Raw genomic sequence first — 13,603 nt, forward strand, 5'->3', positions numbered from 1 at the left:
TTTTAAAAACAGAGCGAAGACGGATAAAAAAATAAGGTCGAAAATTCAATATCTATTGCCGGGTAAAATAAAAGATAAGAATTTCTTTAATTACAAAAGTCCAGACGCGCATGCTCATCGCGCGCCTGGCAGAGAAGGGATTACTGGGCGGGAGTGACAGCGCTACGCTGGGCTTCACGCAGGGCGAGACGCAGATGATCGTGATGTTTGGTTAGCAGCTCCCGCGCGTGCCAGGCGTCAAGCCCGCTGAGCAGCATCAGGATCGCGGTGCGGCAGTGCTGATGGCAGCTGGCCAGGTCGGCCTTTGCTTCACTGCGCGTGCAATCGGTGGCCGCCATCACAATCGCTATCTGCCGCTCCGCCCAGTGCGAATTGTCAGCCTGTACGTCCACCCGCAAATTGCTGTACACCCGACCGTCACGGATGGCGAGTCCGGTTGTCAGCATATTGACGATCTGCCTCTGGGCCAACTGAGCCTTCGGATTGGCTAACCCCGCCACCGCCTCCGGCCCGGTCTGCGGAGCAATAATGATATCCGCCAGCTGCGCCGCCTCGCTGGTCGGCTGCTGGGTGATGACCGCTATCGGGGCGCCCAGCGACCAGGCGTGGCGCATCGCCCCCCACACCCATGGCGTCTTGCCGCTGACGGTCAGCGCCAGCAGCATATCGCGGTTGCTGAAGTCCAGCGACTGCAGCTCAAAGGCGCCCAGGTCATAATTATTCGCCGCAGTCTCCCGCTCGGCCATCGCCGCCGTCTGCCCACCGGCAATCAGCCCCACCAGCGCGTGTTTACCTTCCGGCGAATAGTCGCTGACCACCTCAATGGCCGTCCGGCCCGAAGCGCCGGCGCCAATAATGACCAGGCGCCCTCCCCGGCTTATCGTCGCGGTGGCGATATCAATCAGCCGGGCGATATCCGGCAGACAGGCGCCGACCGCCTCCGATATCTGCTTATCATCCTGATGCAGCATCGCCAGCATATCGGCGGTGGCGAGGCGATCGATGTGGGTGGTCTCCGGGTGACGACGAGCCTGCATTGACGCGGTTAGCGAACTGCTCATAACAACCTCCATTTACGACAGAAAAAGCGCATCTCGGCAAAATCAGCGGCCTGATGCATATCCTTATATTCATCAGGACTATTTAACCTCTGCCGCCACTATAAGTGGAATGTTCTGCGCTTTACCGCCGTCGGGGTCACAGTTTACCGTCCCCAACGCGCGTTTACGGGTGATTGTCGGTTATCTGAGCAATTCTGTCTGAGGTCTCATCTTCACCACCCGCCTGCATAGCCAGCCAGAAGGATTGCTGGCAAAGGTTATAAAACTGTTTGCGCATCGGGTTGATCTCCTGGCCGGCGGCGTCGATAACCTGCCAGTCAATCCAGCACTCCGGGCAGGATGCGCTATCCTGCTGCGCGATCTCGAGCTCATAGCGGCGCTGGATCACCACCCCGCTGCGATGCCGCCAGCGGGCGATCTCCCACTCTGCTTCCGCTTCATTATCCTGTTCACGATGCTGCGCCAGTCGTTCAACGTGCCGCTGCCGGAGGATATCCCGGACCAGAGAAGCCAGTTCCATAGTGTCTCCCTTAAGCCTGTGGCGAAAAGCCGCAGTGTACCGCGCGCTGGAGGAGTCTGCCGTAGCAAAAGCGGCCTTTTGCTTTGATTACACGGCTTTATGTATGCCGCGCTATCGGCGATAATAATCTTTCACTGAATCTACCCGGGGTCGTCATGAAGGCTTCAGAGCACCCGCCTCGCGTTTGCCAACGCGCCTTACCGTTAAAGCTGAGCACCGCCGTGTCCTTGATGATCGGCAGCGTCATCGGCGCCGTGCTGCTGCTGGTGTATGCCTTGTGGTATATGCAGATCAGCAACGCCACCCGCGACGGTCTGAAAGAGACCGCGCTGGCGGTGGCGCGCACCATGGCCGATATGCCGCAGGTGAAGCGCGGACTGGAGGCGCCCCCGCAGCAGCAGATCATTCAACCGCTGGCGCAGGCCATTACCCGCCGCAACGACCTGTTGTACGCTATCGTCACCGATATGCAGGGTATTCGCTATTCGCATCCGGACAGCTCAATCATCGGCAAACCGTTCATCGGCCACGATATTCAGCCGACGCTGCAGGGAAAAGAGAATGTCGCCATCAACCACGGGGTGCTGGCCCCAGCGCTACGGGTGTTTACGCCGGTGTTCAACGAACGGCATCAGCAAATCGGCGTGGTGGTGGTCGGCATTTCACTGAGTAAAGTGGACGAACAGATCGCCAACAGCCGTTGGGACGTGCTGCTGACCATCCTGTTCAGCGCGCTGGTCTGCGCGCTGGGCACCTGGAGCCTGGTTCGCGGCCTGAAGCGCGTGCTGCTGGGGCTGGAGCCGCACGAAATATCCACCCAGTTTCAGCAGCGTCAGGCCATGCTTCACGCCCTCAAGGAGGGGGTGGTAGCGGTCGATGCCCATGGCGAGGTAAATCTCATCAACCCCGCGGCGGAAGAGATCCTCTTTTCCGGCCCGGATAAGACTCTCGTTCACAGCCCCCTGCTCGACGATCTGCAGACCGTACTGCAGAGCGGCGAGCCAATGTACGACCGCGAACTGGGGTGCAATGGTCTGCTGCTGATCGGCAATACAGTGCCCATTCGCAGCCAGGGTGCGGTGGTCGGCGCCATCTGTACCTTCCGCGATAAAACGGAGGTCAGCCAATTGCTGCAGCGACTGGACGGCATGATGAGCTATGTGGATGCCCTGCGCACCACCTCCCATGAGTTTATGAATAAACTGCACGTGATCCTCGGTCTGCTGAATATGAAAAGCTACGGCAAACTCGAGGAATACGTGCTGCAGACCGCCCACCGCTACCAGGCGGACATCGGCGACATTCAACATCGCATTAAATCCCCGGTGGTGGCCGGCTTCCTGATAAGTAAAATTCAGCGCGCCACAGAGTGCGGCTTTACCCTGACGCTGGCGGAGGAGAGCCTGGTGCCGGATTGTCCGAACGAGAAACAGGTCACGGTGCTGGTGACGGTGCTGGGCAACCTTATTGAGAACGCGCTGGACGCCATGAGCGGCCAGGCGGAGGGTGAGATCGGCCTGCTGCTGCACTACCAGGACGGCTGGCTAAGCGGTGAAGTGAGCGACGATGGGCCGGGGATCCCGGAGAACAACATCGACGCTATCTTTAACAAAGGCTTCTCCACCAAAGGCGAGAATCGCGGCGTCGGGCTGTTTCTTGCTAACCAGCAGTTGCGCGAGCTCGGCGGCACCCTCGCCGTCGAATCGGAACCCGGCGTATTTACCCAATTTTTTGTTCATCTCCCCTGGGATAGTAAAAGGAAACCTGCGTGATAAATGTTTTAATTGTTGACGATGATGCCATGGTGGCCGAACTGAATCGCCTGTACGTGGCAAGGGTTCCCGGCTTTCGTTGCAGCGGGAGCGCTTCGACGCTCAGTCAGGCCCAGGAGATGATTAACGATCCGCAGCAGGAGATCGATCTGGTGCTGCTGGATGTCTACATGCAGCAGGACAGCGGGCTCGATCTCCTGCCGACCATCCGCGAGTCGGGGCGCGCCATCGACGTTATCATGATTACCTCGGCGGCGGATGCCGCCACGGTACAGACCGCGATGCATTACGGGGTGGTCGATTACCTGATCAAACCCTTCCAGTTTCCGCGCTTTGAAGAGGCGCTCACCACCTGGCGGGAGAAGCGTAAGCTAATAACCGGCCAGCCCTATTACGAACAGGCCGATGTCGACCGCCTGCTGCACGGCGGCGCGCCGGAGGCCAGCGACGCGCGCAAGCTGCCTAAAGGGTTAACCGCGCAAACGCTGCGCACACTCTGCCAGTGGATTGACGCCCATCCGGATGTCGAATTCTCTACCGATGAGCTGGCGGCGGCGGTGAATATCTCCCGCGTTTCCTGCCGCAAATATCTGATTTGGCTGGCGCAGATCAATATTCTCTATACCACTATCCACTACGGCGCTACCGGGCGGCCGGTCTATCGCTACCGCCTGGTCGCCGAACAGTACAGTTTGCTTAAGCAGTACAGTCAATAACCCGATAGCCGCTGTCCAGCGGCGCAAAACGCAGCCGCTGCGGCGATGAGAGAATAATGTCGCGATTTTTGGTAACGAAAATCGCGTCGATATCCTGCCGCTGACGCAGCGCTGCGCAGCCCTTCTCCACGCCGAGGCCGAACAGCAGCGTGGTCCAGATGTCGCCGTCTAAAGAATCCGCGGAAATGACCGTCACGCTGTCGAGTTCGTTGTCCAGCGGATAACCGCTGCGCGGGTCGAGAATATGGTGCCAGCGTTTGCCATCCTGTTCGAAATAGCGCTCGTAGGTCCCGGAGGTGACTACCGATTGCCCGTTGACCGTCAGGGAACCGATCAGCGCCTGCGCGTCGGCAAATGGTTTTTTCAGGCCAATGGCCCATTCGCCGAGGGTATGCACATTGCCGCCGAGGTTGATCAGCGCCTTCTCCACCTGCTGCTGACGGAGATAATCGCGCACGCGGTCAGCGATATAACCTTTGGCGATCGCCCCGAGATCCAGCTCCATCCCCGGCTGTTGGAGAAACACGCTGCAGGTTGCCTCATCGAGGATCACCTCCTGTGGGCGGGTCAGCGCCAGTCGGGCTTTGATATCAGCCGCGTCAGGCACGCTGTGCCCGTGAAAACCAATTCGCCACAGCTTCACCAGCGGGCCGATGGCGAGGTTAAAGGCGCTGTCGCGCACCATGCTGGCGGCTTTGGCGCACTGGATCAGCTGAAAGACCGGTCGGCTGACGGTGACCGGATGACGCCCGGCGGCATGGTTGATATCCATCACCTGCGACTCGGCGCGGTTAACGGTAAGCAGGTCTTCGTAGCGCTTGATAAGCTGGAAAACGCGGGAGGCCATCGCCTCATCGTGGGAACAGAGTTTGAGCAGGATGGGCGAGCCCATCAACACGGCGGAGTAGCTATAGACGCGGTTATCGGACATCGGGCTCTCCTTAGAAGGGGCAAGCCGGGCGGTGAAAGCGCCAACCCGGCAGGAGCAAGGTTACAGGTTATCCTCTGGCACGTTTCGCCGCCTGATGGCCCGCGAGGGTACCGAAGATAATGATATCCGCCACCGCGTTACCGCCGATACGGTTGCCGCCGTGGATCCCGCCCACCACTTCACCGGCGGCGTAGGCGCCGCGAATCGGCTGCTGCGCCACATTCAGCACTTCGCCATCGGTATTAATGGTCACGCCGCCCATGGTGTGGTGCACCCCGGGGGCGATGCGAATAGCGTGGAACGGGCCTTCGTTAATCGGCGCGCGCAGCGCGGTGGTCCGGCCAAACTGTTCATCATGCTGTTTTTCCACCGCCCCGTTATAGCACTCGAGGGTGGCGAGGAAGGTATGGTAATCCATCCCCAGTTTGTCCGCCAGTTCCCGCGGTGAGCTGGCGCTGGTGACGAAGCCTTTGGCGATGTACTCGTCGGCAGCTTTGTTTTTCGCCCGCACATGCTCGTCGAAGACGATGTAAGCATAGTGTTCCGGCAGAGCGATAATCGCCGCCGAGACTTTATCGCGGGTCTCCATCTCGTTGAAGAAGCGGTTCCCCTGCTGGTTAACGAGAATAGCGCCGCCGCCGCGAATCGATTCGGAAATCAGATACGAGGTCTGCTGCTCGACGGTCGGGTGAATCTGAATTTCGCCCATGTCCACGGTGCCGGCGCCGATGCGTTCCAGCAACGCGATACCGCTCCCGGTAGCCCCTTTGTGGTTAGTGGTGACGAAGCCTTCAAGGTCAGGACGATACTTCACGACCATCGCGCTGTTAGCGCTGAAGCCGCCGGTGGCCACTACGATGCTTTTGGTCTGTACTTCAATGACCTCTTTTTCGTCGTTGATCAGACGTACACCGCTAACCTCATCCCCGCGCATCAGGATCTCTTCCACCGAGGTATCCAGCAGGACGTCAATACCGCGTTTGGTGATGTTGCGCACCAGGCCGCTAATCAGATAGCCGCCGACCGCTGACCCGTCGCGCGGGCGGTGGGTACGGTCAATGCTCATCCCACCGGTGGTGGTAATGTCGTTGAGCATAATGCCCCGGTCCGCCAGCCACTCAATGGCTTGCGGCGCGTTTTCAACGAAACGGCGCAGCAGCTGCGGGTTGTTTTTGTTGTGGCCGCCCTTCAGGGTTTCCTGATAGAACAGCTCTTTACTGTCTTCGATACCCTTCACGCGCTGGAAGCGGGTTTCCGCGGCGTTCATCCCGGCGGAAGCCTTGATGGTGTTCCCGCCGATGGTTGGCATTTTTTCAACGATCAGCACGCTGGCCCCTTCGTCGTGTGCCTGAATGGCTGCCGCCAGACCGGCGCCGCCGCTGCCGACTACCACCACATCATAGCTTTTCGGCGCGGCGTCATTGCCGCCCTCTTCCGCCGCCAGCGCTTTACTCGATTTCAGCATCGCTTTGGCGACCGCTTTTTTCACCGCCTCGCTCTGGCTGGTGGCCCCGGAAATGGCATCGACGTGCGGGGTATTGGCGGTGAGAATGCGTTCGCGGATCTCTTCGAAGCTGGTGGTGAATTCCACAGTCTGGACCGGGCTCGCCGCCAGTTCGATATCGGCAATATGGTCATTTTCGAGGCTGACGTTGATCACCAGCTCATTGGCGTCATCGTGGACGGTCTCAACAAACATCCCCGGTTTAAATTTGGCGTCGCCCATGCTCATGTCGCGGATCATCGCTTCCACCAGCGAGAAACGCCATAGCGGTTCCGGAATGTGCAGCGCTTCACGCTGGGTGCTGTCGATAAACAGCTCCAGCTCTTGGCCGGCGGCGATACGTGACGCCCAGTCCGGATAGGCGATGCAGGCGCGGCCCACGGCGATCAGGTCATAACCATGATCGAGGCCCTGCTCGGCATCAGCGGCGTTCACCACCCCGCCGACGCCCATCACCGGCACCTGGGCGAGGGTGTCAGAGCGCATCGCGCAGTATTTCTCGATCAGCGGCGTCGGGTCGCTGGTATCGACGATAGACGGACGCAGGGTGGCACCCACCGAGAAGTGCAGATAATCGACACCGCGGGCGGCCAGCTTTTCCAGCAGATACATGGTGTCGTCAAAGCGGATCCCCGGGACCTCCATCTCCTCCGGCGAGAAGCGATAGCCGATGATAAAGGCATCGTCGGCGTACTGGCGGGCCATTTTGTGGGTAATATCCAGCACCGCCAGTGGGAAACGGGCGCGGTTGTCGCGGCTACCGCCCCACTCGTCATCGCGCTGGTTGGAGTTCGGCGAATAGAACTGCTGAATGAGATAGGTGTTGGCGCCGTGAATTTCGACCCCGTCGAAACCGGCGAGAATGGCGCGACGAACGCCGTCGCCAAACTTGGCGATCATCCCTTCCACTTCTTCTCCGCTCAGCGCCCGCGGCATGGCGGCGCCCTCACGCGGCGCGGCAATAGCGCTCGGCGCCACCGGCTGGCGCCCCCCGATCAGCTGCGGGTCGACCATACGGCCGCCGTGGTAGATCTGCAGAATCGCTTTTGAACCCTCGGCTTTGATCGCCTCAGCGATTTTCGCCAGGCCGGCAATTTTTTCATCATTATCAATGCCGATCGTGCCCGGGAAGGCCAGACCGTAGTCATCAATAAAGCAGCACTCGACAATAATGGTACCGATGCTTCCGGCGCGCGCGCGGTAGTACTCCACCAGCTCGCTGGTGACGGTACCATCGAAATAACCGGTGCAGGTGGTCATTGGCGCCATGAGCAAACGGTTTTTCAGCTCGGTACCATTTGGTAAAGTAAATGGCTGCAAAATACGTTCGTTACTGGTCATAAGTTACGCTCCAGATTTTAAAATATTAAAAGCTCAGAATGGGGTGACGGAATCATTAATGGTTTTGGTTTTTTTAATTCCTGTTGTCATGCCAATAATATAGCGCCTTTTTTAATTACTAAACCAATTACGTTAGTTATAAAACTATTTAACCCCAGCAATAACATCGCTACCTCTATTGTATTATTAAAATAATAAACAGCATTTACATAATACAAATGCGTGATAACAATTAGGATACTTTTGTTAACATAAACAATGATAATAAAACAACAAAAAATACAATAAAATCATAAAGATACTAAAACATAAAATAATTTCAGCATTTATTGTTCATTTTTCTTTTAACATCTATCGATATTTTCGCCAAAATAACACCTCATCACATAGGGTTATACTGATAATAAAAAAATAATGAAATCACCGGCTTTTCTTGATCTTGATCAATTGCAATGGCCATTGAAAGCGCAATATATAAATAACCAACAAATTTAATTTAACGCCTCATAAAACGCGTTAAATAAGCGCCCTGTCGATACTCAGAAACGCAAAATAAAAACTAAAGTAACTTTTGTAATTAAAGAAATCACTGAGCAAGACGCTGGCGTAAACGTTATTTTCAACAACTTGCAGATACTCATTATGAAAGAGAAAAAGACAACCATACCGCCTGCCGGTGCAGTCAAGCCAACGACTGCGAATAAAAAACCTCTCCTGATGATGGCGCTGCCGATTATCGTTGCCGTGCTGTTATTGTTCGTCCCGGTCCCCGAAGGCCTGCCGCCGTACGCCTGGCACTACTTCGCTATCTTTGTCGGGGTGATCGTCGGGTTGATTTTTGAACCGCTGCCCGGCGCCGTTATCGGTATCACCGGCGTGGTAGTTATTGCCTTGTGCAGCCAGTGGCTGCTGTTCAGCCCGGATCAGATGGCCGCGCCAGGCTTCAAAATGGCTGGCGCCTCCTTTAAGTGGGCGGTGAGCGGCTTCGGCAACTCCACCGTGTGGCTTATCTTCGGCGCGTTCATGTTCGCCGCCGGCTACGATAAAACGCAGTTCGGCCGCCGCCTGGCGCTGATTCTGGTGAAATATCTTGGCCGTCGTAGCCTGACGCTCGGCTACGCCATCACCTTCGCGGATCTGCTGCTGGCGCCGTTTACGCCGTCTAACACCGCACGCAGCGGGGGGACTATCTACCCGATTATCGCTAACCTGCCGCCGCTGTACGGTTCAAAGCCAAACGATCCGAGCGCACGTAAAATCGGTTCCTATCTGATGTGGGTAGCGATCACCGCCGCCTGTATTACCAGCTCGATGTTCCTGTCGGCTCTGGCCCCGAACCTGCTGGCCCTGGCGCTGGTCAAAAGCATTGTTGGCATCAATATCTCCTGGGGCACCTGGTTCATTGCCTTCCTGCCGCTGGGTATCCTGCTGATTCTGGCCATGCCGCTGCTGGCCTACTGGTTCTACCCGCCGGAAGTGAAAGTCAATAACGAAGTGCCACTGTGGGCCGCGCGTGAACTGGAAAAACTGGGCAAACTGTCGCGCAATGAAATTCTGCTGCTGGTATTCGTCTGCTTCGCGCTGATGATGTGGATCTTCGCCGCCGACTGGATCGAACCGGCGCTGGCTGCCCTGCTGGTTATCGTGCTGATGCTGTGGACCGGCGTGCTCTCCTGGAGCGATATCACCAACAACAAAGCGGCATGGAACACCTTTGTCTGGTTCGCCACCCTGGTGGCACTGGCCGACGGCCTCTCCTCCACCGGCTTTATCGCCTGGCTGGGTAAAGAGGGCGGCGCGCTGATGAGCGGCATCTCCCCGGGGATGGCAACCATCGTCCTGCTGCTGGCGTTCTACCTGCTGCACTATCTGTTTGCCAGCACCACCGCGCACACCACCGCGCTGCTGCCGGCCATGCTGACCATTGCCTCGACTATCCCGGGAATGAATATGGAAGTGTTTGTCCTGCTGATGGTCACCTCGCTGGGCGTGATGGGGATCATCACCCCGTACGGTACTGGCCCAAGCCCAATCTACTACGGCAGCGGCTACCTGCCGACCAAAGATTACTGGCGCCTCGGCACCATCTTTGGCGCCATCTTCCTGGCCGCCCTGCTGCTGATTGGCTATCCGTGGATGTCCATGATGTTCTGATTCATAACCGCCGGGACTACCCCGGCGGTTTTTATCTTTATGGAGTAAGTGACTATGTCGACTAAACCGTTTGTTTATCAGGATCCGTTTCCGCTGGCGCACGACGATACGGAATACTACCTGCTCAGCAAAGAGCACGTCTCCGTCGCCGAATTTGACGGCCAGCAGGTCCTGAAAGTAGAGCCGCAGGCGCTGACCCTGCTCGCTCAGCAGGCCTTCCACGACGCCGCCTTTATGCTGCGCGTCTCCCATCAGCAACAGGTCGCCTCGATTTTGCTCGACCCGGAAGCCAGCGATAACGATAAATATGTCGCCCTGCAGTTCCTGCGCAACTCGGAAATTGCCGCCAAGGGCGTGCTGCCGACCTGCCAGGATACCGGCACCGCGATTATCATGGGGAAAAAAGGCCAGCGCGTCTGGACCGGCGGCGGCGATGAAGCCGCTCTGGCGCAGGGCGTTTACAACACCTATACCGAAGATAACCTGCGCTACTCACAGAACGCGCCGCTGGATATGTATAAAGAGGTTAACACCGGCACCAACCTGCCGGCGCAGATCGATCTCTATAGCGTCGACGGTGAAGAATATAAGTTCCTGTGCATGGCGAAAGGCGGCGGTTCCGCCAACAAAACCTATCTGTACCAGGAGACCAAGGCCCTGATCACCCCGGCGAAGCTGAAAAACTACCTCGTTGAGAAGATGCGCACTCTCGGCACCGCCGCCTGCCCGCCGTACCACATCGCGTTTGTGATCGGCGGCACCTCGGCGGAAGCGACGCTGAAGACCGTGAAACTGGCCTCGACCCGCTATTACGACGGTCTGCCGACCGAAGGTAACGAACACGGTCAGGCGTTCCGCGACGTGCAACTGGAGCAGGAGTTGCTGCAGGAAGCGCAGAACCTCGGCCTCGGCGCGCAGTTCGGCGGGAAATACTTCGCCCACGATATCCGGGTGATCCGCCTGCCGCGCCACGGCGCCTCCTGTCCGATCGGCATGGGTGTCTCCTGCTCCGCCGACCGCAATATCAAAGCCAAAATTAACCGCGACGGTATCTGGATCGAGAAGCTGGAGAGCAATCCGGGAAAATATATTCCTGAGCATCTGCGTCAGGCCGGCGAAGGCGAGGTGGTAAGCATCAACCTGAATCAGCCGATGAGCGAGATCCTGGCGCAGCTGTCGGCACATCCGGTCTCCACCCGCCTGAGCCTTAACGGCACCATTATCGTGGCCCGCGACATCGCCCACGCCAAGCTGAAGGAGCTTATCGACAACGGCGAGGCGCTGCCGCAGTACGTCAAAGATCACCCGATCTACTACGCGGGCCCGGCAAAAACGCCAGCCGGTTACGCTTCCGGCTCCCTCGGCCCAACCACTGCCGGCCGCATGGACTCTTACGTTGATCTGCTGCAGTCCCACGGCGCGAGCATGGTGATGCTGGCGAAAGGCAACCGCAGCCAGCAGGTGACCGATGCCTGCCATACACACGGCGGCTTCTACCTTGGAAGCATCGGCGGCCCGGCGGCAGTGCTCGCCCAGCAGAGTATCAAGAGCCTCGAGTGCGTGGCCTATCCGGAACTGGGGATGGAAGCTATCTGGAAAATCGAAGTGGAAGATTTTCCGGCGTTTATCCTCGTCGATGATAAAGGCAACGACTTCTTCCAGCAGATCCAGAATAAGCAGTGCGCGGGCTGTAAACAGCACGGCTAACGCTATCCTCTGACGCTGATATCAGGCCGTCGCCGTTTGGGCGACGGCTTTTTTATGTCCGCGTTTCCCCATCTTGAATTCACTTCGCACCAGGCTATGCTCAACTACAAGCCCTCCGTTTTTTGCTGAAAAATAACAATAATTCTTATCTCAGGTGCCTCAATGAACAGGATGAGCATCGTTATCCTCTGGGCGCTGGCGCTGCTGGTGCTCCAGCCGGCGCTGGCCGCCGAACCGCGACAGCAGCCAACCGCGCGCGAGCAGGCACGCACGGTCACGATTTTCCACCAACCTGTCGTCATGTTGCAGGCCACCTTTGGCCAGACCACGCCCGAAGAGCGCGTTTTGCGCACCCGTAGCGCCCTGCGCGCCTTCACCGAAGATGATATTCGCCAGCCGCTGCGGGTCGTGCCGGTTATCCGCTATGGTCAGCCAGGCAGACTGTTTCTGATGAACGGCAAACCGGTGCTGCTGCTGAGCCAGGCGGATCTCGACGAGGGCGATGATTTAACCCTCGACCAGGCAGCCCAGCGGGTGCTGGCGCGTATGGAAGCCCAGCGCACCAGCCTCCAGGAGCAGTTCAACAACCGCTATCTGTTCATCTCCGCCGGTAAAGCCCTGGCCGGGGCGCTGCTGCTGGCGCTGTTTTACTACGGCGCCTTCCGCGCCTGGCGGCGGGTGCGACGCTTTTTCCTGCTGCGGATCCTCGAAAAACGTAGCGCCATACCGCAGCACTGGCGGCGCTATCTCGGCAATATTGAAGTTCGACTCTATGCTGTGCTGGTCATCCTTCTCGGCATGCTGGCCTGTTATCTCTGGCTGAGCTGGGCCTTCAGCCTGTTTCCCTGGACGCGGGTGTGGAGCGAATCGCGTGGGGGACTGGTCGCTGGGGGTGATCCGCGACCTCTCTCTGTCGATTGTCGCCTCCCTGCCGGGGCTGATGATCGTGGTGCTTATTTTCCTTCTCACCTGGCTTATCATTCGCCTGGTGAAGGTGGTTCTCGACCAGGTCGCCGCCGGCCGCATTCAGGTTCCCGGCATTCATCCGGAGACCGTTAGCGCCACCCGTCGGCTTATCTCGGTGGTCATCTGGTTGTTTGCCCTCTCCGCCGCCTACCCGTTCCTTCCCGGCGCCAACTCCCTCGCCTTCAAAGGCATTAGCGTGTTCTTCGGCCTGATGCTGACCCTCGGGTCAACCGGGGTGATGACCCATGCGATGAGCGGCCTGGTGCTGATCTACTCTCGGGCGCTGCGCAAAGGCGACTGGATCCGCCTCGCCGATAATGAGGGTCAGGTCAGCGAGATTGGCGTGCTGGCGACCAAAATTCTCACCCGCGAAAATTACATCGTTACCGTCCCGAACGCGGTGGTGGTGAGCGGGAAAATTATTAATCTCAGCGCCGAAAGCGCCGACGGTGGAGTCAACCTCACCACCAGCGTCACCATCGGCTACGATACGCCGTGGCGTCAGGTCCATGCGCTGCTGGAGCTGGCGGCGAGACGCGCCCCGGGGATCGATCAGCAAATTGCCCCGGTGGTGCGTAAGCTGGGATTGCTCGACTGGTATACCTCGTATGAGCTGCAGGTGCGCTTACTCCCCACAGCCAAGCTGCCGGATGGCCGCAACGCATTGCATAGCAGCATTATTGATGTGTTTAACGAATTCGGCGTGCAGATTATGTCGCCGAACTTTGTGATGCAGCCAAAGGCGGCGGTAGTGGTGCCGCAGGAAGCCTGGTACGCCGCCCCGGCCGTCGCGCCGCAGGAGCCGGAGAAATAAAGGTTAACGTAGCGGCATTTCTGCCGGGTAGCGGCTGCGCCTTACCCGGCCAAGGGTTCGTGCGGCCTGTCACTCATTTACCCACTTGCGCGACTGAAACTGCCGGTGCTGGCGGCC

Annotated in this window: 8 protein-coding genes and 1 pseudogene; 5 read left to right on the plus strand and 4 right to left on the minus strand. The window is 58.1% G+C overall.

The genetic code is table 11. The features are described from left to right. Window positions 1-140: 140 nt before the first annotated feature. Window positions 141-1,061: an N-acetylmuramic acid 6-phosphate etherase gene (locus HMPREF1024_RS09805; protein WP_009308937.1), complete on the minus strand. Its 921-nt coding sequence runs from the start codon at window positions 1,059-1,061 to the stop codon at window positions 141-143. A 163-nt stretch (window positions 1,062-1,224) separates the two neighbouring features. Continuing rightward, window positions 1,225-1,581: a hypothetical protein gene (locus HMPREF1024_RS09800; RefSeq protein WP_004176301.1), complete on the minus strand. Its 357-nt coding sequence runs from the start codon at window positions 1,579-1,581 to the stop codon at window positions 1,225-1,227. Window positions 1,582-1,736: 155 nt separating this feature from the next. On the opposite strand from HMPREF1024_RS09800, the gene HMPREF1024_RS09795 reads away from it, so the two are divergent. Further along, window positions 1,737-3,353: a sensor histidine kinase gene (locus tag HMPREF1024_RS09795; RefSeq protein WP_009308938.1), complete on the plus strand. Its 1,617-nt coding sequence runs from the start codon at window positions 1,737-1,739 to the stop codon at window positions 3,351-3,353. Continuing rightward, window positions 3,350-4,069 (plus strand): two-component system response regulator DcuR, encoded by a 720-nt coding sequence (gene dcuR, locus HMPREF1024_RS09790; RefSeq protein ID WP_004176303.1) that lies wholly within the window; start codon window positions 3,350-3,352, stop codon window positions 4,067-4,069. Before HMPREF1024_RS09795 ends, dcuR begins: the two co-directional genes overlap by 4 nt. On the opposite strand, the gene HMPREF1024_RS09785 is transcribed toward dcuR, so the two are convergent. Both HMPREF1024_RS09785 and HMPREF1024_RS09780 read right to left on the minus strand, forming a co-directional pair. Next, window positions 4,050-5,000 (minus strand): FAD:protein FMN transferase, encoded by a 951-nt coding sequence (locus tag HMPREF1024_RS09785; protein ID WP_009308939.1) that lies wholly within the window; start codon window positions 4,998-5,000, stop codon window positions 4,050-4,052. The genes dcuR and HMPREF1024_RS09785 overlap by 20 nt on opposite strands. Window positions 5,001-5,067: 67 nt before the next feature. After that, window positions 5,068-7,845 carry a flavocytochrome c gene (locus HMPREF1024_RS09780; protein ID WP_009308940.1) on the minus strand — a complete coding sequence of 926 codons (2,778 nt, stop codon included), beginning with the start codon at window positions 7,843-7,845 and terminating at the stop codon, window positions 5,068-5,070. A 642-nt stretch (window positions 7,846-8,487) separates the two neighbouring features. Between HMPREF1024_RS09780 and HMPREF1024_RS09775 the strand changes: the two genes are divergently transcribed. From HMPREF1024_RS09775 to HMPREF1024_RS30710, 3 genes and pseudogenes are all read left to right on the plus strand, one after another. Continuing rightward, window positions 8,488-9,999, plus strand: a complete 1,512-nt coding sequence (locus HMPREF1024_RS09775) for an anion permease (RefSeq protein ID WP_004148278.1) — start codon at window positions 8,488-8,490, stop codon at window positions 9,997-9,999. 54 nt (window positions 10,000-10,053) lie between these two features. Continuing rightward, on the plus strand, window positions 10,054-11,706 hold the full coding sequence (gene fumA, locus HMPREF1024_RS09770) for a class I fumarate hydratase FumA (RefSeq protein ID WP_009308941.1): 1,653 nt from the start codon (window positions 10,054-10,056) through the stop codon (window positions 11,704-11,706). 162 nt (window positions 11,707-11,868) lie between these two features. Then, window positions 11,869-13,486, plus strand: a pseudogene (locus HMPREF1024_RS30710) (mechanosensitive ion channel family protein). The last annotated feature ends 117 nt before the right edge of the window (window positions 13,487-13,603 follow it).

Origin of the sequence: Klebsiella sp. 4_1_44FAA (genome assembly GCF_000238715.1) — a bacterium.
Classification (GTDB): Bacteria; Pseudomonadota; Gammaproteobacteria; order Enterobacterales; family Enterobacteriaceae; genus Klebsiella; species Klebsiella pneumoniae.